The following is a 20,137-nucleotide window of genomic DNA, read 5'->3' on the forward strand; positions in this document are numbered from 1 at the left end:
CGTCCCCGGGCATGGCGCGGCGTGGGAGCCCTAGCCGATCTGGGAAGCCTTGAGGAGCCGCTCCAGGTCCTTGAGCATCCGCCGCGGTTCGGCGTTGGCGGGAAACCGCATCATCACATTGCCCCGCGGATCCACGAGGTAGAAGTGCGCGCGGTCGTTGACCGGGGCGGTTGGCAACGCCAGGCCGGAGGGCGGCGTGATGGCCACCGTGCCCGCGTAGGGCTCCAGCGCCTCGGGCGCCAGCGGCCGCGTGTCGTCGGCGACAAAGACGCGCGCCACGCGGGCAGCGTTGCGGCCGAGCATGAGGCGAATCTGCCGCATCAGAACGAGCTTGGCGACGCACGACTCCGGGCACGCCCCGGAATCGGAGGCGATGAGCACCCACTTGCCGCGCAGCTCCTCGAACCGGAAGGCGGCGCCGTCCGCGCGCAGGAACTGCGTCGTGGTGATCGGTGGCGGAGGCGCGAGGAGCTCCCCGTAATTGGCGGTCGCCTCGGGCCGGAAGAAGTGATAGGCGAGCATCGAGGCCGCGATGGGCGCCGCGAAGAGCGCCATGATCGCCAGCAGCTTCAAGCGCGCGCTGCCGATCACGGCGCAGCCTTTCGCAGGTTGACGGCCACCCAGAGCGCCGCCACGGTCGCGGCGAGTGCGAACCACGTGAGGGAATATTCGCGGTGCTTGGCGATTCCCGCATCGGGCGTCTCCTCGACCGCGACGAGCCCGGCTCCGGGCGGCGAAGCCAGGATCTCCACCGGCAGCACGTCGCGCTTCGCGCGGGAGGCGTAGCGCTCGATCGAGAGGTTCTGCCACACCGTGCCTGAAACCGTCTCCGCCGAGAGTTCGAGAACGCGGGCCGGCGGCACCGTCGCGAGCCCCTGAACCGTCTGGTCGCCTGCCGGGACGGGGACCTCGGGCGGCGCGGGATAGGCGGCGGATCGGGCGACCCAGCCGCGGTTCACGAGCACGAGCGCGCCGCCGTCCCCGATCGCGAGGGGCGTCATCACGTGGAACCCGGCTCGGCCTCCGTGGATCCGGTTGTCCACGAAGATCTGCCCCTCGGGGAGATAGCGTCCCTCCACCCGCACGCGCCGGAACAGGAGCTCATCGGCGGCGCGCACCATTCCCGTGAGCCGAACCGGGGCTCCCGCGACGCGTGCATCGAGGAGCGCCTGGCGCTGCGTCTTCTCCTCGGCGCGGCTCGCCTGCCACCGGCCGAGCGATATCGTGAGGGCGATCATCGCCAGGGCCGCCACCGTGGGAACAAGGCGCGGCGCAAAGACGAAACCCGCGATCCTCACCGGGGCGCCCTGCACCGAGGCGCGTAAAATAGGCGCTCGCGGGCGGTTCCCGCGCGGATTCCCGCCATGAAGATCGTCGTCATCCTGTTGCTTCTCGCCATTGTCGCGAGCCTGTTCTCGGGCCTGTACTTCGTTTACAAGGACAAGGGGGACTCGAACCGCGCGGTGGTCTCCCTCACCATCCGCATCGTGCTCTCGCTCACGGTATTCCTGATACTCATCGGATCGTATTACTTCGGGCTGGTTCCGGGCGGGCGGCTGTAGAAAAAGGGGACAGACCCCATTTCCCCGAATCAGGGGAAATGGGGTCTGTCCCCTTTTTCCTTGCTGTCGCGGCGGCGTCCCGCGCGGGCGCTACACCCAGTACACGAAGATGAAGAGCAGCAGCCAGACCACATCGACGAAGTGCCAGTACCAGGCCACCGCCTCGAAGGCGAAGTGGTGCTCGGCCGTGAAGTGGCCCTTCATCGCGCGAACCAGGATCACGGTGAGCATCACCGCGCCCAGGGTCACGTGAAAGCCGTGGAAGCCCGTGAGCATGAAGAAGGTCGAGCCGAACACGCCCGTGGTGAGCTTGAGATTCAGCTCGGCGTAGGCATGGACGTATTCGTAGATCTGGAACCCCAGGAACGTGAAGCCCAGCACCACGGTGGCGAGAAGCCCGAGGATGAGGCCCTTGCGGTTCCCCATCCTGAGCGCCCAGTGCGCGAAGGTCACCGTCACGCCCGAGGAGAGCAGCAGGAAGGTGTTGAGTGCCGGGATGCCCCAGGCGTGCATCGGCGAGAACTGCGGCGGCAGGTACGGGCCGGCCGAGGGCCACTGCGCGCGGAAATCGGGCCACAGGAGCTTGTTGTCCGCGTCTCCCAGCCACGGCAGCGAGTACACCCGCGCGTAGAAGAGCGCGCCGAAGAACGCGGCGAAGAACATCACTTCCGAGAAGATGAACCAGCTCATGCTCCAGCGGAAGGACATGTCCACCTGCTTGTTGAACAGGCCCGCCTGGCTTTCACGGATCACGGTGCCGAACCATCCGAAGAGCATGTAGATCAGGATCGCGATACCGACCCCGAACGGCGTCCATCCCGAGCCGATGCTGTTCATGAGGAGGACCCCGCCGATGGCCATCAGCAGGAGCGCGATCGATCCCACGATCGGCCAGTGCGACGGGGGTGCGAAGTAGTAGCCGCCAGGTTGTGCGTTGCCCACGATATGACTCCCTTGGAATTCCCGAATCGAAACCGTTGCCTGCCTACCGCGTGACGAGCTTCACGAGACCGAGGAGGGCGAGCACGAGGATCAGCGCCGAGACGACTCCCGCTGCGATCACCGCCTGCGGCGTGATGCGCTTGGCGTCCTTGTCGTACTCCGCCTTCTTCCTGATGCCGAAGAAGCTCCAGAAGACCGCCTTGAAGGCGTCCATCATGTCGCGCTACCCGCCGGCTGCTCGAAGAAAGTGTACGAAAGCGAGATCGTCGTCATGTCCTTCGGGGCCTTCGGGCTCACGAGGAACACGACGGGCATCACCTTCTCCTCACCTGCCGCGAGCGTCTGGTTGGAGAAGCAGAAGCAGGCCTGTTTCTCGATGTACTGGGCGGCATTCGCCGGCGCCGCGTTCATGATCGCGTGCGCAGTCACCGGCCGGCCGAGCGTGTTCACGACCCGGTAGCTCACCGTGACGAGCTGCCCGGGGTGCAGCTTCACCTCCGGCTCGAGCGCCTCGAAGCGCCACGGCAGCCCCGCGCTCGAGGCCACCAGCTCCACCGTCACGGAGCGGCTCGCGTCCACCTGCGTGTTGGCGCTGCCCACCACGCGGCCCTGCGTGATGCCCACCGCGTCGCAGAACTGCCGGTACATCGGCACCATCGCGAAGCCGAAGCCGAGCATCGTCACCGCGATGACGAGGAGCTTCCCCATCATCTGGCGGTTGCGGGCGTCGAGGGTGGCGTCCATCAACCGGTGAACTTGAGCACGTAGGTGAGGTAGATGGCCGCCACCAGCGCGGCGAGCACGACGGCCGTGACCACGGCATTGCGCTTCTGCCCCGGGGTGGGCTTGTGTCCCTCGGCCATGGCGTGCGGCGCGTTCACTTGACGACCGGAGCCGTCTCGAACGTGTGGTACGGCGCCGGGCTCGGCAGGTGCGTCCACTCGAGCGTGTCGGCGCCTTCCCACGGGTTGTCCGCCGCCTTGCGGTCCGAGCGGATGCACTCGATCACGATGTAGAGGAAGAGCAGCTGCGAGAACCCGAAGATGAACGCGCCGATCGAGGACACCATGTTCCACTCCGCGAACTGCAGCGCGTAGTCGGGAATGCGCCGGGGCATGCCCGCGAGCCCGAGGAAGTGCTGCGGGAAGAAGGCGACGTTGAATCCGATCACCGACAGCCAGAAATGCAGCTTGCCCAGGCCTTCGTGGTACATGTGGCCCGTCCACTTCGGGAGCCAGAAGTACACGCCCGCGAAGATCGCGAAGAGCGCGCCCGAGACCAGCACGTAGTGGAAGTGCGCCACCACGTAGTAGGTGTTGTGGATCGTGATGTCCACCGGTGTGATGGCGAGCACGAGGCCGGAAAAGCCGCCGATCGCGAACAGGCACAGGAACCCGATCGAGAAGAGCATCGGCGTCTCGAAGGTCATCGAGCCCTGCCACATCGTGGCGATCCAGTTGAAGATCTTCACGCCCGTGGGCACGGCGATGAGCATCGTCGCGTACATGAAGAAGAGCTGTCCCGCCGCGGGCATGCCCACGGTGAACATGTGGTGGCCCCAAACGATGAAGGACAGGATCGCGATCGAGGCCGTGGCGTACACCATCGAGGCGTAGCCGAAGAGGGGTTTCCTCGCGAACGCCGGGATGATCGCCGAGATCACGCCGAAAGCCGGCAGGATCATGATGTAGACCTCGGGGTGCCCGAAGAACCAGAAGATGTGCATGAACATCGTGGGGTCGCCGCCGCCGGCCGCGTTGAAGAACGACGTGCCGAAGTGGCGGTCGGTGAGAAGCATCGTCACGGAACCGGCGAGCACCGGCATCACGGCGATGAGCAGGTACGCGGTGATGAGCCAGGTCCACACGAAGAGCGGCATCTTCATGAGGGTCATGCCCGGCGCGCGCAGGTTCAGGATCGTGGTGATGATGTTGATCGAGCCCATGATCGAGGACGCGCCCAGGATGTGCACTGCCAGGATCGTCATGTCGACCGAGATGCCCTGTTGGATGATGAGCGGGGGATAGAGCGTCCAGCCCGAGGCGGCCGCGCCGCCGGGGACGAAGAACGAGGACACCAGCAGGATCGCCGCCGGCACCACGAGCCAGAAGCTCCAGTTGTTCATGCGCGGGAAGGCCATGTCGGCCGCCCCGATCTGCATCGGGATGAGCCAGTTCGCGAACCCCACCCACGCCGGCATGATCGCGCCAAATACCATCACCAGGCCGTGCACGGTGGTCAGGGAGTTGAAGAACTCCGGGTTCAGGAACTGGAGCCCCGGCTGGAAGAGCTCGGCGCGGATGAGCAGGGCCATCACGCCGCCGGTGAGGAACATCGCGAACGAGAACCACAGGTACAGCGTACCGATGTCCTTGTGGTTCGTCGTGAAGAGCCAGCGCTTGAGCCCGGCGGGATGGGCGTGGTCGTGCGCGTGGTCGTCGTGGTGGTCGTGGGCGGGGGCAGCTGCGCTCATTTCGGAACTCCGATTTCTTGAATCCGTTGGGTGGGGCTACTTGCGGGCGGCCTTGACCTCGGCAGGCTGGATGGCCTCGCCTGTCTTGTTGCCCCAGGCATTGCGCGTGTAGGTGATGACCGAGGCGAGCTCGCTGTCGGAAAGGCGCGCGAAGGAGGCCATCGCCGTGTTCGGCTTGCCGTGGAGCACGAGCGCCAGCTGGGCGGCCTTCGGTCCCGTCACCACCTTGGAGCCGTCGAGGGGCGGGAAGGCCGGCGGCAGTCCCTTGCCCGTGACCTGGTGACAGGCCACGCAGTTGGCGGCGAAGACCTTCTCCCCGTTCGCCTTCAGCTCATCGGCCGTCCACTTCTTGTTGGGGTCGTCCGCGGGGACGGCCGCGGCCGCAACGGCGGCATGCGCCGCCTCGGCCTGCGGCATCTTCGCCTTCTGTTCCTTCACCCACGCGGCATACTCATCGGGGGTCTTGGCGATCACCACGATGGGCATGTAGCCGTGCTCCTTGCCGCAGATCTGGCTGCACTGGCCGCGGTACCTGCCCGGCTTGTCCGCCGTGAACCAGGTGTCCTTCACGAAGCCGGGGATGCCGTACTGGTTCACGCCGAGCTGCGGGACGTACCAGCCGTGGATCACGTCGTTGGACGTGATGAGGAGGCGCACTTTCTTGCCGACCGGCACCACCATCGGGTTGTTCACCTCGAGGAGGTAGTCGGCGTTCTTCTTGTCGCCCTTCTTCTCCCACTCCTCGATCTGCGAGCGCGGGGTCGCGAGCAGCGAGTTGAATTTCACCCCGTCCTGGAGATAGTCGTACTCCCACGCCCACTGGTAGGCCGTCACCTTGATGGTGAGGTCCGGGTTGGAGGCATCCTTCATCTCCAGCACCGTCTTGGTCGCGGGATAGGCCATGCCGATGAGGATGAGGAACGGGATCACCGTCCAGATGATCTCGACGGTCGTGTTCTCGTGGAACTGGGCCGCCTTCGCGCCCGCGGCCTTGCGGTGCTTGAACACCGAATAGAACATCGCGCCGAAGACGAGAACGAAGATCGCCACGCAAACCCAGAGGATGGCCCAGTGCAGGTCGTAGATCTGGCGGGCGATCGGAGAGGCCGGCGGGAGGATGTCGACGTCGTAGGCGGCGTTCGCCGTGGCGGCCGTCGCAAGCGCGGCGGACAGGACGGCGTTTCGGAAGGTATTGCGAAGCATGTCGAGGCCCATGTTTTCCGTCTTTTCAAGTCAGGTCCAGGTCGCCGGCAGCCGGCGGCCAAGTTCCGCGGCCCGTTGTCGCAGTCAAGGCGGGCAGGCGCCGGGAAGGCAGCCGCGAATTCTAGCCGATGACCTTGATCCAGCGCAAAGATACCTTCCTACCGGGGGGTACCTGAACCCGGCCCTTCGTCGCCGTCACTGTCGGTGGCGGGCGTGTCCGGATGCTCTGCCTTGAGGGGTATCCGGTAGGCCTCCGAGGCCCAGGCGCCCAGGTCGATCTGGCGGCAACGCTCCGAGCAGAAGGGTCGCCAGGGATTGGCGGGGGAGTATGCGGCAGGCACGCCGCAACGGGGGCAGTTGACGAGCCTCGCGGGCCGCTCGGGTGCGCCGCTCACAGGTTGCAGAAGGCGAGGTCGAAGGCCACGTCGTGCTCGAACACCCGGCTCTTCTGCACCCCTTCCGGAACGAGGAAGCGGATGTTGAGCGCGTACTTGTTGGCGCTGATCTCGGGCACGCAGGCCAGCGCCACGGGCAGCCAGAGGCGAAGCATCTGGGCCGGCTTTTCGCCCGGGCCCTGCTGGAACACGCCCTGGGTTGCGACAAGGGAAGAGGTGCGGCCGCTCTCGCGAAGCACCTTCAGCACGATGGACAGGGCCGCGTGCACCGGATCGATGGGGCGGATCCACCCCATGAGATCGGCACGACGCGCATCCGGAGGCCGGTTCATCCAGTAGTGGTAGGAGGGCAGGTCGAATTCACTCGTGCCGCCGGGGATGCCGGCCCGCTGCTTGATCGCCATCAGCCACTCGTTCTCGCGCAGGTTCTGGCCGGTCTTGCCGGACAGGCCGTGCAGGTTCGAGAAGGTGCGGTCGATCTCCGTGAGGATGTGGTCGAGCTTTTCCTCGGAAATCGCCGGGTTGGCACGCAGGGCGTCGAGAAAGGTGCGCTGGCGGTCCAGTTCCTGGAGCAGGTCGCTCTTCAGGTCGGCGCGGCTCGCCACCTCGATGATCTCGAAGATTCCGGTCAGGCAGGCGTGGTGATCGTGCGCGCTGTCATGCTGCAGGAAGAAATGCACGCGCTCGTAGAGATCCTCGAGCCGAAGCAGCGTGCGCACGCGTTCGTTCAGGGGATATTCGTAGATGATCACGGCCGCGCGGAGCCCCTGGGTGACGGGACGACTTTCGGGATCGCAGGATTGTGGGGCATCCGTCCCATCCTTGACAAATGACCGTGTTTCACCGGGGTTCGCCCGCCGCGCAAAGCCGCGCGTGCAGGCGCTCGCATTGCGCCTGGAGCGCAGCGACGTCGCCGCCGTTCCAGAGCACCTCGTCGGCCGACTGCAGCCGCCGCCAGCGCGGCCACTGGGTCGCCATGATGGCACGGACCTCGGCAGGCGAGAGCCCCGAGCGGGCGACCGTGCGCCGGACCTGGATCTCCTCGTCCAGGTCCATCACGACGACGCGGTCGACGCGGCCGGCGTGGGAACCCGATTCGAGAAGCAGGGGCACCGCGAGAATCGCGTACGGGCCGGTGGCCTGCGCGAGCTGCCGGGCCGACTCCTCTCGGATGAGCGGATGCAGGATCGCTTCCAGCCGGGCGCGGGCCGCGGGGTCGGAGAAAGCCAGCTTGCGCATCGCCGCGCGGTCGAGGGCGCCGCCGGGCGGGACCAGTGTTTCGCCGAAGGCGTCGCGAAGGGAATCAAGCGCCGCCCCGCGGGCCGCCGTGAGGCCGCGCGAGATTTCGTCGGCGTCGATCACCGCGGCTCCCAGCTTGGCGAGGATTCCGGCAGCCGTGGATTTGCCCGAGCCGATTCCTCCCGTGAGCCCGACCGGAAGCTTCACGCCGGGAACCGACCGAGGTACGCAATGACCGCCTCGCGGCCCCAGAAAAGCGCCACTAGCCCGCCCGCGGCGAGGTACGGCCCGAACGGGATGCGGGCATCGCGCCCCTTGCCCGCAAGCCAGATCATGGCGACCCCGATGATGGCGCCTGCCCCAGCCGACACCAGCAGGATGAGCGGCAGGGTCTGCCATCCCGTCCAGGCCCCGAGAGCGGCCAGCAGCTTGAAGTCGCCGAAGCCCATGCCTTCCTTGCCGGCCAGGAGCTTGAACCCCCAGTAAACGCTCCACAGCAGCAGGTAGCCGGCGGCGGCCCCCAGCACCGCGGAACGCAGGTCCACGAACAGCCCGAAGACGTTCACGAGCAGCCCCAGCCACAGGAGGGGCAGCGTGATGCGGTCGGGCAGGAGCTGGGTATCCAGGTCGATGGCCGCGGCCGCGATGAGCGCCCAGGTGAAGACAAGCGCCGCCGCAAGCGCCGGCCCCCAGCCGAAGCGCCAGGCGAGGAAGGCGGAAGCAAGGCCGGTGAAGAGTTCGACCAGCGGGTAGCGCACGCTGATGGGCGCCTTGCACGCGGCGCACTTTCCCCCCAGCGCGATCCAGCTGGCGAGCGGGATGTTCTGCAGCGCGGTGATCGGCGTCCCGCAGGAGGGGCATCGCGAGCGCGGCGTGACGAGGTCCAGCTTTTCGGCCGGCGCGACCTCCCTGCCCTCGAATTCCGCGCAGTCCGCGCGCCACTCCGCCTGCATCATGACCGGCAACCGGTGGATCACCACGTTGAGGAACGAGCCCACGGTGAGCCCGAGCAGGCCCGTGGCGATCGCCAGGAGCGCGGGGGAGGACTGCAGCAGGGAAAGATCCATCGTCATCCGCTCAAAAGAAAGCGGGCGCGGAAATCGCTTTCCGCGCCCGTTGCATCGTCCGTTTCCGGGTCAGACCGCGGAACCCATCTTGAAGATCGGCAGGTACATGGCGATCACGAGGCCGCCGATGAGGCCGCCGAGCACCACCATGATGAGGGGCTCCATCAGTGAGGAGAGCGCCTCCACGGCCTCGTCCACCTCGGCCTCGAAGAAGTCGGCCACCTTGGAGAGCATGGAATCGAGCGCACCCGACTCCTCCCCGATGGCGGTCATCTGCAGCACCATGCTCGGGAAGACGTTGGTGTTCTGCATCGACACCGTGAGGCCCGTGCCCGTCGAGACCTCCGCCTGGATGCGCTTGGTCGCCTCGTAGTACACGTAGTTGCCGGCGGCGCCCGCCACGGAGTCCAGCGATTCCACGAGGGGAACGCCCGCCGCGAACATGGTCGAGAGCGTCCGGCACCAGCGCGCGATCGAGGCCTTGCGCACCACTTCGCCAAGGACCGGGATGCGCAGCATGAGGCGGTCCAGGCCGTTCTGCATCTTCGCGGAGCGCTTGTAGGTGTACATGATGAAATACACGGCGCCGAAGATGCCGCCGAAGATGAGGTACCAGTTGGCGACGAAGAAGTCCGAGATCGCCATCACCACCTGGGTGGGCATGGGGAGGTCGGCGCCGAACCCCTTGAACAGGTCCCTGAAGGTCGGAATCACGAAAATCATGATCACCGACGTGATGACGAGCGCGATCACGATGATCGACACCGGGTAGAAGAGGGCGCTCTTGATCTTGCCCTTGATGGCGAGGATCTTCTCCTTGTAGCTCGCGAGACGCTCGAGGAGGGTGTCCAGGATGCCCGCCTGCTCGCCGGCGCCCACCAGGTTGCAGAAGAGCGCGTCGAAATGCTGCGGGTACTTGCGGAAGGCGGTCGAAAGGGACGACCCCGTCTCGACTTCGGTCTTGATGTCGAGCAGCAGCTTGCCCACGGCAGGATTGCTGTGGCCCTTGCCCACGATGTCGAAGGCCTGCAGGAGCGGCACGCCCGCCTTCATCATCACCGCGAGCTGGCGCGTGAAGATCGTGATGTCCTTGTCCGTGACCTTGGAGCCGCCGCGTTGCGACACCTTCTTCACGCTCGAGACCTGGATGCCCTGGCGCCGCAGCGTGGCCATCACGACGTGTTCGCCACCGGCGCGCACCTCGCCCTTCACGATCTTGCCGGTCTTGTCCTTGCCGCTCCACGAATAGTTGTAGAGCTTGACGTCCTTGCTGTCCTTCTTGGCTAATGCTGCCATGTCCGTCCCCCCTACTCGTTCGTGACGGCCTCGACCTCTTCCAGCGAGGTGAGCCCCTTCCTGACCTTGAGAAGTCCCGACTGGCGCAGGTCGCTCACCCCGTCGCGTCTGGCCTGATCGGCCACGTCGATGGCCGTCCCGTTCTTCATGATGATGCGCGCGATCTCTTCGGAGATCGGCATGACCTGGTAGATGCCGACACGCCCCTTGTAGCCGGTATTCTTGCACACCTCGCAGCCCACAGGCTCGTAGGTCTGCCACGTGCCGTCAAGCTCTCCCTCCTTGAACCCGGCTCGCAGCAGCGCTTCCTCGGGGATGGACACCGGCCGCTTGCACGTGCACAGCTTGCGCGCCAGGCGCTGGGCGGTGATGAGGATGACCGAGGACGCGATGTTGAACGGCGCGACGCCCATGTTCATGAGGCGCGAGAGGGTCGCGGGCGCGTCGTTGGTGTGCAGGGTGGAGAGCACCATGTGGCCGGTCTGCGCGGCCTTGATGGCGATCTCGCCCGTCTCCAGGTCGCGGATCTCGCCCACCATGATGATGTCCGGGTCCTGGCGCAGGAAGGCCTTGAGCGCCACGGAAAACGTGAGCCCGGCCTTGTCGTTCATGTTCACCTGGTTGATGCCGGCCAGGTTGATTTCCGCGGGATCCTCGGCCGTCGAGATGTTGATTCCGGGCTTGTTGAGGATGTTGAGGCAGGTGTAGAGCGACACGGTCTTGCCGGAGCCCGTCGGCCCGGTGACCAGCACCATCCCGTAGGGGCGCTGGATCGCGCGCATGAGCGATTCCTTCTGCTCCTGCTCATAGCCCAGCGCCTCGATCCCGAGCGTGGCGCTCGCGGGGTCGAGGATACGCATGCAGATCTTCTCGCCATGCAGCGTGGGCAGCGTCGAGACGCGAAAGTCGATGGCGCGCGTCTTGGACATCACCATCTTCATGCGCCCGTCCTGGGGCAAGCGCTTTTCCGAGATGTCGAGCCTCGAGACCACCTTGATGCGCGAGGCGATCTTCTCCTTGATCGCAAGCGGCGGCTGGGCGATGTCATAAAGGACACCGTCGGTCCGGTAGCGGATGCGATAGAACTTCTCGTACGGCTCGAAGTGGATGTCGGAGGCGCCGCCATTGATCGCGTCGAGGAGGATCTTGTGCACGTACCTCACCACCGGGGCGTCGTCGATCTCCTCGGTGACGACCTCGACCTGCGCCTCCCCGTCCGTCACCTCGACGCCCGAGAGATCCACGTCCTCGGTGGCGATCTCGAGGGTCTTGTTCGTGGACTCGACGAGCTTTCCCACGATCACCGAGAGCTTGTCGTCCTCGACCACCACCGGCTCCATGGTCATGCCGGTGGCGAACTTCACCTCCTGCATCACCTGCTCGTTGGTGGGGTCGGACATGCCGACGAAGATGCGGTTGCCGCGCTTGCCCAGCGCGATCACGCGATGGTTCGCGACGATCTTGTTGTCGAGGAGGTTGAGCGGCAGCTGGTCGGTGTCCACGGCCGCGAGGTCGAGCAGCGGGTAGCCGAAGGCGCTGGCCGCGAAGAGCGAAACGTCCCGCGCGGAAATCTTCTTGGAGGCGACGAGCTGCTGGACGAATGTCACGCCGGTCTTCGACGCCTCGAGCTGTATCGCGGAGGCGTCGGATTGCACCAGCCGACCCTGCTGGACGAGGGCGCGGCCGAGTGCACTAAAGGTTCCGGAGGCAGCGGACATTGAAAAGATTCCTTTAAATCAACGCAATAGTGCACCTTTTTCGTTCTTATTGTAAAGAATCGGGCCGGGGATGCCGGCCCCGCAACCCGGGTCAGGAGCCGGAGAGGGCCTTTTCCACGGCCGACACCAGCTGCGCATCGTCGGGCGCCACCTTGCTCGGGTAGCTTGCGACCGGCTGCCCGTCCCGGCCCAGCAGGTACTTGTGGAAGTTCCATTTCGGCGCCTGGCCCGTCTTGCCGGCGAGCGCGCGGTAGAGGGGAATGGCGTCCGGTCCCGAGACGACCGCCTTGGAGAGCATCGGGAAGCGGACCTTGTAGGTGCGCTCGCAGAAGTCGGCCACCTGTTCGTTGGACCCGGGCTCCTGCTTGCCGAAGTCGTTCGAGGGCACGCCCAGCACCACGAGGCCCCGCTCCCCGTACTTCCGGTACAGCGACTCGAGTCCCTCGTATTGACCGGTGTAGCCGCAATAGCTGGCCGTATTCACCACCAGCACGACCTTCCCGGCGTACTGGCAGAGGTCCGTCGGTTGGCCTTTTATCGACTCCATGCGGTAGTCGAGCAACGGCGGGCAGGTCCCTGCAGAGACGGGCAGCGCGGCGCAAAGCAGGGCGGCAGCAAGGTTTCGGGTCACGAGGTCTGCCTCTCCAGGGGGTCGATCGCGCCCATCATACGCAGGCCGGCCGGCGCTCTGGCCCCCCGAATCACGCAAGGGCACCGGTGGCCCCCCCTGTATAATTCGCCACTTTCAATCGCTCGCCCATTGTCCGGCGCGGCGAGCGTCACCGCCCATGCCCCTTCACGTACTCGGCATCAACTACCACAGTGCGCCGCTCGAGGTACGGGAGAAGCTCGCGTTCCCCCCCGAGAATCAGGCGGAAGCCCTCACTTCGCTAGCCGGCCGACCCGGCGTGTCCGAGGCCGTGCTCGTCTCCACCTGCAACCGGACCGAGATCTACTGCCACGCCGAAGACATGTCGCCTGTTCGCGCGTGGCTGAAGGAGCAGGCTGCCCTGTCCGGCCTCGACATCGAGGGCCACCTCTACGCGCACAGCGAGTCCGGCGCCATCCGCCACGCCTTCCGCGTCGCCTCGGGCCTGGATTCGATGGTGCTGGGCGAGCCGCAGATCCTCGGGCAGGTGAAGCAGTCCGTGCGCACCGCCGAGCACAGCGGCACGCTCGGGTCGACGCTCAACCGCCTCTTTCAGCACACGTTCTCGGTGGCCAAGGAGGTGCGCACGCAGACGGCCATCGGCGCGCAGTCGATTTCGATGTCGGCGGCCGCCCTCAAGCTCGCGCAGAACCTCTTCGGCGACATCTCGCGCACGAAGATACTGCTCATCGGCGTGGGCGAGATGGTGGAGCTCGCCGCCACCTACTTCGTGGCGCAGGGCCCTCAGTCGGTGGTGGTGGCCAACCGGACGCTCGCGCGCGGCGAGGCCTTCGCCGAGCGCTTCAACGCGACTGCCATTGCCCTGGAACAGCTCCCGGAACGCCTGCACGAGTTCGACGTGGTGATCACGGGCACCGCGTCCACGCTGCCCATCCTTTCCAAGGGCGCCTTCGAGCGCGCCCTCAAGGCCCGCCGCTACCGCCCGATGTTCGTGGTCGATTTCGCCGTGCCGCGTGACGTGGAGCCGGACGCCTGCGAACTGGAGGACCTGTTCCTCTACACGATCGACGACTTGGGCACGATCGTGCAGGAAGGCGCCGGCCAGCGGCAGGCCGCGGTGGTCGAGGCCGAGGCGATCGTCGAGGTCCAGGTCGAGGTCTTCCAGGCCTGGCTGGGGGCCCGGGGGGCGGTGCCCGCGATCGTGCAGCTGCGGGCCAAGGCGGACGAGTACCGCGATGCCGAGCTCGCAAAGGCGAAGGCCCGCCTCGCGAAAGGCGACGATCCTGCGAAGGTGCTCGAGGCCCTCGCGAACGGGCTCGTGAACAAGATCCTGCACCACCCGACGCAGGCCCTCAGCCGCGCCGCCCAAGGCGAACGCGATTCCCTGGTGCGAGCCGTCGAGATCCTGTTCCCCGAAAACGGCATCGGCCGGGAAGATCCGGGCGGCTCATGAAGCCGAGCGTCGCCTCGAAGCTCGCAAGCCTGGTGACGCGCGCGAAGGAACTGGACGCGCTCCTGTCCGACCCCGGCCTCACCGCGAACCTGGACAACTACCGCAAGCTCACCCGGGAGCACGCCGAGATCGCGCCGGTGGTCGGGCGCTACGGCGACTACCTGGCGGCCGAATCGGACATCGCCGCGGCGCAAGACATGACCCGGGACCCGGAGATGCGCGACTTCGCCGAGGCCGAGATCAAGGCCGGCCGCGAAAGACTCGAGGAAATCGGCGCCGACATCCAGAGGATGCTGCTGCCGAAGGATCCGAACGACGACAGGAACCTTTTCCTCGAAATCCGCGCCGGCACCGGCGGCGACGAGAGCGCGCTTTTCGCGGGTGACCTCTTCCGCATGTACTCGCGCTTCGCGGAGAGGAATCGCTGGCAGGTCGAGGTGATCTCCGAGAGCTTCGGCGACGCGGGCGGCTACAAGGAGGTCATCGCGCGCATCGCCGGCCAGGGCGCGTATTCGCGTCTCAAGTTCGAGTCCGGCGGCCACCGCGTGCAGCGCGTGCCCGTCACCGAGACGCAGGGTCGCATCCACACTTCGGCCGCCACCGTGGCGGTGATGCCGGAAGCGGATGACGCGAGCGGGGTGGACATCAACCCGGCGGACGTGCGCGTGGACACCTACCGCGCGAGCGGCGCGGGCGGCCAGCACGTGAACAAGACCGATTCGGCCGTGCGCCTCACGCACGTCCCGACGGGCATCGTGGTCGAGTGCCAGGAAGCGAGAAGCCAGCACAAGAACCGCGAGCAGGCCTGGCGCGTGCTCGCCGCGCGAATCAAGGACAAGCAGGTTCGCGAGCAGGCGGCGAAGGAGGCGAGCGAAAGGAAGACTCTCATCGGCTCCGGCGACCGCTCCGACCGCATCCGCACCTACAATTTCCCGCAGGGCCGCGTGACCGACCACCGCATCAACCTCACGCTCTACAAGATCGACGCGGTGATGGACGGCGACCTTTCGGAACTTACCGGTGCGCTGATGGCGGAGCACCAGGCGGAGCTTCTCGCGAGTCTCGCCGAGGGCCCATGAACACGCCGCTCGCCTTCGATAGGCGGCTTCGGGGGGCGCGCATGGGCGTGCTGGACGCGGCGTGAGGCGCACGGTTTCCGCGGCGCTCGAGGAAGCGGCAACCGACATCGGCCGCGTGGAAGCGCGCGTGCTGGCCTGCCATCTCCTGGGCGTCGACCGCGCCTGGCTCGCCGCCAACGCCATGCACGTCCTCACCGAATCACAGGACGCGCAGTTCGACCTGCTGGTGGCAAGGCGGGCAATGGGCCATCCCGTCGCCTATATCGTCGGCACGCGTGAATTCTACGGGCGCGATTTCGAGGTGGGCCCCGCGGTGCTCATTCCGCGCCCCGAGACGGAATTCCTGGTCGAGGCCGCCCTGTCGCGCCTGGGCGCCACGGGCGACGTCGTGGACCTGGGCACGGGCAGCGGCGCCATCGCGGTGACGCTCGCCTGCGAGCGGCCCGGCTGGAACGTCCTCGCCACCGACGCAAGCGAGGCGGCGCTGGCCATCGCGCGCGCCAATGCGAAGCGGCAATCGGCCCGGGTCGCGTTCGCGCCCGGCCGCTGGTACGAGGCGGTCGAAGGGTTGCGCTTCGACCTGGTCGTCGCCAATCCGCCCTACGTGGCGGCCGGCGACGCCCACCTCGCCGAGGGGGACTTGCGTTTCGAGCCCCGGGACGCCCTCACGGATGGAAGCGCCGACGGCCTGGATTCCATACGCGCCATCGTCTCCGGCGCCCCCGCGCACTTGAAATCGGGCGGCTGGATCCTCATAGAGCAGGGATACGACCAGGCACAGGCCTGCCGCGTGCTGCTTGCGGAAGCCGGGTTTACCGAACTCGTGTCGATTCCGGACCTCGCCGGCATTCCGCGTGTCGCCGGCGGGAGGCACCAATGACCCCACCAATTCCGGGGCTTTGCACGGGAACGCCGCGGTGCTGTCCTCGTCGTATCATGTCCGCCTGATCCCGATCCACCGTAACCGGAATATCCGCCCATGAGCGCCCAGGAAAAGATCCGCAGCACCGTCACCTCGAACCCCGTCGTCCTCTTCATGAAGGGCTCGCCGCAGATGCCGATGTGCGGCTTCTCCGCGACCGCCACGCAAATCCTGCAGTCGTGCGGCGTCGAGAATTTCACGGCCGTCGACGTGCTGACGGATCCCGAAGTCCGCCAGGGCATCAAGGAATTCGCCAGCTGGCCCACCATCCCGCAGCTCTACGTGAACGGGGAATTCGTGGGCGGCTCGGACATCATGCGCGAGATGTACCAGTCGGGAGAACTTCAGAAGCTCCTCGAGGGCACGAAGAAGCCCGCCTGAGGCCTTCCGTGGCCGCGCGCCGTCACCGCGTCGCGCCCGCCAGGCTGCGCATCCTCTTCGGCCCCGAGATCGCCATGGGGCCCGGCAAGGCCGACCTGCTCGATGCCATTCAGGAGACCGGCTCGATCACGGCCGCGGCGAAGCGCTTCGGCATTTCCTGTCGGCGTGCCTGGGTGCTCGTGGATACCATGAATCGATGAACCCGGTCGGCCGCAGGCTGCACTGCCCGATCGTCATATCCGTCGATATATTGCGGTCTCCCCCGACAGGAGATTCCCGTGCCCACCCTGCGCCCTGCCCTCCTTGCCTTCGCCCTCGCTCTGGCCGCCCCGCTTCTCGCCGCGGCCGCGGACCTGACCGTTCTTGCCGCCGCGAGCCTCAAGGGCCCGCTTGACGAGATCGCCGCGACCTTCGAACGGGCGAGCGGCCACAAGGTCCGCATTTCATTTGCCGCCAGCTCCGCGCTCGCGCGGCAGGTCGAGGCCGGCGCCCCTGCGGGCGTATTCATTTCCGCGGACCTCGACTGGATGGACTACCTCGACAAGCGCGGCTTGATCGCCGAGGGCACGCGTGCCAATCTCCTCGCCAATGACCTCGTCCTCATCGCCCCGAAGAGCAGCACCGTGATGCTGCGCATCGGCCCGGGATTCCCCATCGCCGCCGCTCTGGGCGATGGCCGCATCGCGCTCGGGCAGCCCGATTCCGTGCCGGCGGGAAAGTACGCGAAGGCGGCGTTCACGTGGCTCGGCGTCTGGCCCTCGATCGAGAGGAAGGTGGCCGGCGCGGAGTCGGTTCGTGCCGCGCTCGCGCTCGTCTCGCGCGGCGAGGCGCCGCTGGGCGTCGTTTACCGCACGGATGCACTGGCGGACCCTGGCGTGCGCATCGTCGATACGTTTCCCGCCGGCTCCCATCCACCCGTCGTCTATCCCGCCGCGGCACTGAAGGGCGGCCAGGTGCCCGAGGCAAAGCGCCTGCTCGAGCACCTGCGATCGCCGGCCTCGCGCGCCACCTGGGAGAAGGCGGGCTTCAAGCCCGCGTCCTGACCTGCATGGATGGGCTGAGCGCCGACGAGTGGGGCATCATCGGGCTCAGCCTCAAGGTCGCGCTCCTCAGCGTGGCCGCGAGCCTGCCGCCGGCGGTCGCGTTCGCCTACCTGCTCGCCCGCTCGCGCTTTCCGGGCAAGGTGCTCGTCGATGCGGTCGTGCACCTGCCCCTGGTGCTGCCGCCGGTCGTGGTGGGCTTCGGCCTGCTCCTGCTCCTCGGGCGCAGCGGGCCGATCGGCTCGCTCCTGGCACCCCTGGGAATCACCTTTGCATTCAAGTGGACGGGCGCGGCGCTCGCCGCGGCCGTGATGGGATTTCCCCTCCTGGTCCGCGCGACCCGGCTTTCCCTTGAATCGATGGACACGAGACTCGAGTCCGCGGCGCGCACGCTGGGCGCGGGCCCATGGCGCGTGTTCTTCACCGTGACGCTACCCATCATCCTGCCGGGCATTGCCACGGGAGTTCTGCTTTCCTTCGCCCGCAGCCTCGGCGAATTCGGCGCGACGATCACGTTCGTCTCGAACATACCGGGTGAAACGCAGACGCTGCCTCTCGCCATCTATGGCGCCACGCAGGTGCCGGGCGGCGAAGCCATGGCCCTGCGCCTGTCCGCGATCTCCGTGGTGCTCTCCCTGGGCGCGCTCGCGGCCTCCGAGTGGCTGAGCCGGCGCGCGCGCGGCACGCGGATCGCAGCATGATCGACGTCCGCCTCGAGATCCGTCGCGGCGGCTTCACGCTTTCCGCCGCCTTCTCGACCGAGGCGCCCGTGGTGGCGCTGTTCGGAAGGTCGGGCTCGGGCAAGACCACGATCGTGCAGGCGCTCGCCGGGCTGGTTCAACCGCTTTCCGGCCATGTCCGCGTGGGCGAGACGACGCTCTACGACAGTGCGGGCGGCACGAACCTTCCGCCGGAACGCAGGCGCATTGGCTACGTGTTCCAGGATTCGCTGCTTTTTCCCCACCTCACCGTGCGCGGCAACCTCGCCTTCGGCGAAAGGCTCGTCGCGCCGGCGGAGCGCTATGTGGATCGCAAGCAGATCGTCGACCTGCTGGGCCTCGCCTCTCTCCTGGACCGGTCCCCGTCCACGCTGTCCGGCGGCGAGCGCCAGCGGGTGGCCATCGGACGCGCGCTCCTCGCGAATCCGCGCCTGCTCCTGCTGGACGAACCCCTCGCCTCGCTCGACGGCCTGCGCAAGGCGGAGATCCTCGCCTACATCGAGATCCTGCGCGACGAGCTGAAGATCCCGATCGTCTACGTGAGCCACTCGATCGAGGAGGTGACGCGGCTCGCCGACCACATGGTGCTGGTCTCGGAAGGACACACGATTGCCGCCGGAACCGTGACCGAGATCATGGGGCGCGCCGACCTCGAGCCCTTCACGGGGCGATTCCAGGCCGGGGCGGTCATCGAGACCCGCGTCGTGTCCCACGACCCGGATGACGGGCTCACGACGCTCGCGTTCGCGGGCGGAACCTTCGTGGTACCAGTGGTCGACGCGCTGCCCGGCGAGAGGGTGCGTGTCCGGGTGCGCGCGCGGGACGTGGCGCTCGCGCTCGCGCCGCCCGCCGATTCGAGCTTCCTCAACGTGCTCGAGGGAGTGGTGACCGCCGTATCGGCGCGGGCGGGACCGATCGTGGACGTGACCCTCGCCATCGGCAGCAACTCGATCATTGCGCGCCTGTCGCGTCGCTCGTGCGAGCGTCTGGGCATCGTCCCCGGGAAGCGCGCCTACGCGCTCGTGAAGGGCGTCGCGCTCGACCGTCACGCGGTCGGCTTCGCCTAGCGCCGCCTTCGACGAGGCCGGTCCACGTACCCGACACGTGAACCGGGCTCGTTCATTCAGCCCGGGTCGTTCCAGGTGACGGTGCCGAGACCGGCGACGCCGTAGCCGCCGAGCGCGTGGGCATGCTCGGCGAAGGCCTTGCCGCGCGCGAAGGTAAACAGAACCTGCATCGGCGCCTCGAACCAGGCCGCGCGCGAGACACCGAGGTCCAGGCGCTCGACGGCGAGCGGCACGAAGTCGAGCCCCAGCGGCCGGGCCGCCGCGCGCGCCCCCAGCCCCACGTCGGCATCTCCCGATTTCACCGCCATCGCGAGGTCGTTCTCGCCCATCGCCGTGGCGCCAACTCGAAGGCGCTTGCGGTCGATTCCTTCACGGGCAAGGAGCCGATCCAGCAGCAGCGCGCTTCCGGCACCCGCCTGGCGAGTCGCGACCTTCACGCCGCGCTTCGCGAGATCCGCCACGCTTCGGATCTTCATCGGATTGCCGCGCGCGACCAGCAACCCCTGTTCGCGCCGCGCCCATTCCACGAGCACGATGTTGCGGCCGCGCAGGTGCTCATCGGCTTCGGCGCGGTTGAAGTCCGTGATGTCCGCGGACGGCATGTGCATGAGCGCGCCCGACACCTCGCCGCGTGCGAGGCGCTCGAGCCCGTCGGCGCTGCCCTGCGTGAGAAGCGCCAGGCCGCAGCGCGACTCCCGCACCGCCCATTCGAGGAGCGGGTCGTGGCTGCCGCCCAGCGTGGGCGGGGGAACCCCCCGGCGTGCGGCAGTGCCCGACGCCGATTGCGCAAGCCAGCGCTCGACTTCCGCCAGCTCGAATAGGAGCTTTCCACCCGCGCGCGCATGCGGCAAGCCCTTGCGCGCGACCAGGTCGTAGACCTTGCGCGTGCCCAGCCTGAGGTGGCGGGCGACCTCGGCAACCGTGAGCCGGGAAGGGACTTGGGCGCGCATGGGAATCGATTTTACCGGACG

Annotated in this window: 23 protein-coding genes and 1 pseudogene; 9 read left to right on the forward strand and 15 right to left on the reverse strand. The window is 67.2% G+C overall.

Annotation, left to right across the window (positions count from 1 at the left end; genetic code table 11):
• Positions 1–30: 30 nt before the first annotated feature.
• Together IPP91_16600 and IPP91_16605 are read right to left on the reverse strand one after the other, a co-directional pair.
• Positions 31–591: an SCO family protein gene (locus IPP91_16600; GenBank protein ID MBL0143675.1), complete on the reverse strand. Its 561-nt coding sequence runs from the start codon at positions 589–591 to the stop codon at positions 31–33.
• Entirely contained in the window at positions 588–1,298 is a 711-nt protein-coding gene (locus IPP91_16605) for an SURF1 family protein (GenBank protein MBL0143676.1), read from the reverse strand. The genes IPP91_16600 and IPP91_16605 overlap by 4 nt, the downstream gene beginning before the upstream one ends.
• Before the next feature lie 66 nt (positions 1,299–1,364).
• On the opposite strand from IPP91_16605, the gene IPP91_16610 reads away from it, so the two are divergent.
• Positions 1,365–1,562: a twin transmembrane helix small protein gene (locus tag IPP91_16610; GenBank protein MBL0143677.1), complete on the forward strand. Its 198-nt coding sequence runs from the start codon at positions 1,365–1,367 to the stop codon at positions 1,560–1,562.
• A 90-nt stretch (positions 1,563–1,652) separates the two neighbouring features.
• On the opposite strand, the gene IPP91_16615 is transcribed toward IPP91_16610, so the two are convergent.
• The 12 genes from IPP91_16615 to IPP91_16670 form a co-directional block, all read right to left on the reverse strand.
• Positions 1,653–2,504, reverse strand: a complete 852-nt coding sequence (locus IPP91_16615) for a cytochrome c oxidase subunit 3 (protein MBL0143678.1) — start codon at positions 2,502–2,504, stop codon at positions 1,653–1,655.
• 43 nt (positions 2,505–2,547) lie between these two features.
• Positions 2,548–2,721: a DUF2970 domain-containing protein gene (locus IPP91_16620; GenBank protein MBL0143679.1), complete on the reverse strand. Its 174-nt coding sequence runs from the start codon at positions 2,719–2,721 to the stop codon at positions 2,548–2,550.
• On the reverse strand, positions 2,718–3,248 hold the full coding sequence (locus tag IPP91_16625) for a cytochrome c oxidase assembly protein (GenBank protein ID MBL0143680.1): 531 nt from the start codon (positions 3,246–3,248) through the stop codon (positions 2,718–2,720). The genes IPP91_16620 and IPP91_16625 overlap by 4 nt, the downstream gene beginning before the upstream one ends.
• A gap of 133 nt (positions 3,249–3,381) precedes the next feature.
• Positions 3,382–4,977, reverse strand: a complete 1,596-nt coding sequence (ctaD, locus tag IPP91_16630) for a cytochrome c oxidase subunit I (GenBank protein MBL0143681.1) — start codon at positions 4,975–4,977, stop codon at positions 3,382–3,384.
• A 36-nt stretch (positions 4,978–5,013) separates the two neighbouring features.
• Positions 5,014–6,180, reverse strand: coding sequence for a cytochrome c oxidase subunit II (gene coxB, locus IPP91_16635; GenBank protein ID MBL0143682.1), 1,167 nt, complete (start codon positions 6,178–6,180; stop codon positions 5,014–5,016).
• Between the two features lie 158 nt (positions 6,181–6,338).
• On the reverse strand, positions 6,339–6,575 hold the full coding sequence (locus tag IPP91_16640; GenBank protein MBL0143683.1) for a DNA gyrase inhibitor YacG: 237 nt from the start codon (positions 6,573–6,575) through the stop codon (positions 6,339–6,341).
• Positions 6,572–7,327, reverse strand: a complete 756-nt coding sequence (gene zapD / locus IPP91_16645) for a cell division protein ZapD (GenBank protein ID MBL0143684.1) — start codon at positions 7,325–7,327, stop codon at positions 6,572–6,574. Before zapD ends, IPP91_16640 begins: the two co-directional genes overlap by 4 nt.
• Positions 7,328–7,415: 88 nt before the next feature.
• The gene (locus IPP91_16650; GenBank protein MBL0143685.1) at positions 7,416–8,021 is read right to left on the reverse strand and encodes a dephospho-CoA kinase; all 606 of its coding nucleotides are present in this window, start codon (positions 8,019–8,021) and stop codon (positions 7,416–7,418) included.
• The gene (locus IPP91_16655; protein ID MBL0143686.1) at positions 8,018–8,881 is read right to left on the reverse strand and encodes a prepilin peptidase; all 864 of its coding nucleotides are present in this window, start codon (positions 8,879–8,881) and stop codon (positions 8,018–8,020) included. Before IPP91_16655 ends, IPP91_16650 begins: the two co-directional genes overlap by 4 nt.
• A 69-nt stretch (positions 8,882–8,950) precedes the next feature.
• Positions 8,951–10,177, reverse strand: a complete 1,227-nt coding sequence (locus IPP91_16660; GenBank protein ID MBL0143687.1) for a type II secretion system F family protein — start codon at positions 10,175–10,177, stop codon at positions 8,951–8,953.
• Positions 10,178–10,188: 11 nt separating this feature from the next.
• Complete coding sequence (pilB, locus tag IPP91_16665) at positions 10,189–11,895, reverse strand: type IV-A pilus assembly ATPase PilB (protein ID MBL0143688.1); 1,707 nt, start codon at positions 11,893–11,895, stop codon at positions 10,189–10,191.
• 91 nt (positions 11,896–11,986) lie between these two features.
• A complete protein-coding gene (locus tag IPP91_16670; GenBank protein ID MBL0143689.1) occupies positions 11,987–12,442 on the reverse strand; it encodes a glutathione peroxidase in 456 nt (151 codons plus the stop codon).
• Between the two features lie 241 nt (positions 12,443–12,683).
• Between IPP91_16670 and IPP91_16675 the strand changes: the two genes are divergently transcribed.
• The 8 genes and pseudogenes from IPP91_16675 (at position 12,684) to modC (ending at position 19,166) form a co-directional block, all read left to right on the forward strand.
• Positions 12,684–13,958: a glutamyl-tRNA reductase gene (locus IPP91_16675; protein ID MBL0143690.1), complete on the forward strand. Its 1,275-nt coding sequence runs from the start codon at positions 12,684–12,686 to the stop codon at positions 13,956–13,958.
• The gene (gene prfA, locus IPP91_16680) at positions 13,955–15,037 is read left to right on the forward strand and encodes a peptide chain release factor 1 (protein MBL0143691.1); all 1,083 of its coding nucleotides are present in this window, start codon (positions 13,955–13,957) and stop codon (positions 15,035–15,037) included. Before IPP91_16675 ends, prfA begins: the two co-directional genes overlap by 4 nt.
• Positions 15,038–15,098: 61 nt before the next feature.
• Positions 15,099–15,917 carry a peptide chain release factor N(5)-glutamine methyltransferase gene (gene prmC, locus IPP91_16685; protein MBL0143692.1) on the forward strand — a complete coding sequence of 273 codons (819 nt, stop codon included), beginning with the start codon at positions 15,099–15,101 and terminating at the stop codon, positions 15,915–15,917.
• A 99-nt stretch (positions 15,918–16,016) separates the two neighbouring features.
• Entirely contained in the window at positions 16,017–16,340 is a 324-nt protein-coding gene (gene grxD, locus IPP91_16690; GenBank protein MBL0143693.1) for a Grx4 family monothiol glutaredoxin, read from the forward strand.
• A gap of 8 nt (positions 16,341–16,348) precedes the next feature.
• Positions 16,349–16,537 (forward strand): annotated as a pseudogene (locus tag IPP91_16695) (LysR family transcriptional regulator).
• A 75-nt stretch (positions 16,538–16,612) separates the two neighbouring features.
• Positions 16,613–17,383: a molybdate ABC transporter substrate-binding protein gene (gene modA, locus IPP91_16700; GenBank protein ID MBL0143694.1), complete on the forward strand. Its 771-nt coding sequence runs from the start codon at positions 16,613–16,615 to the stop codon at positions 17,381–17,383.
• A gap of 5 nt (positions 17,384–17,388) precedes the next feature.
• Positions 17,389–18,081 carry a molybdate ABC transporter permease subunit gene (modB, locus tag IPP91_16705; GenBank protein ID MBL0143695.1) on the forward strand — a complete coding sequence of 231 codons (693 nt, stop codon included), beginning with the start codon at positions 17,389–17,391 and terminating at the stop codon, positions 18,079–18,081.
• A complete protein-coding gene (gene modC, locus IPP91_16710) occupies positions 18,078–19,166 on the forward strand; it encodes a molybdenum ABC transporter ATP-binding protein (protein ID MBL0143696.1) in 1,089 nt (362 codons plus the stop codon). Before modB ends, modC begins: the two co-directional genes overlap by 4 nt.
• Before the next feature lie 56 nt (positions 19,167–19,222).
• Here the strand turns inward: modC and IPP91_16715 are convergent, their stop codons facing one another.
• On the reverse strand, positions 19,223–20,116 hold the full coding sequence (locus tag IPP91_16715; protein ID MBL0143697.1) for a helix-turn-helix transcriptional regulator: 894 nt from the start codon (positions 20,114–20,116) through the stop codon (positions 19,223–19,225).
• Positions 20,117–20,137: the final 21 nt, after the last annotated feature.

It is taken from the genome of Betaproteobacteria bacterium (genome assembly GCA_016720855.1).
Taxonomy (GTDB): Bacteria; Pseudomonadota; Gammaproteobacteria; order Burkholderiales; family Usitatibacteraceae; genus FEB-7.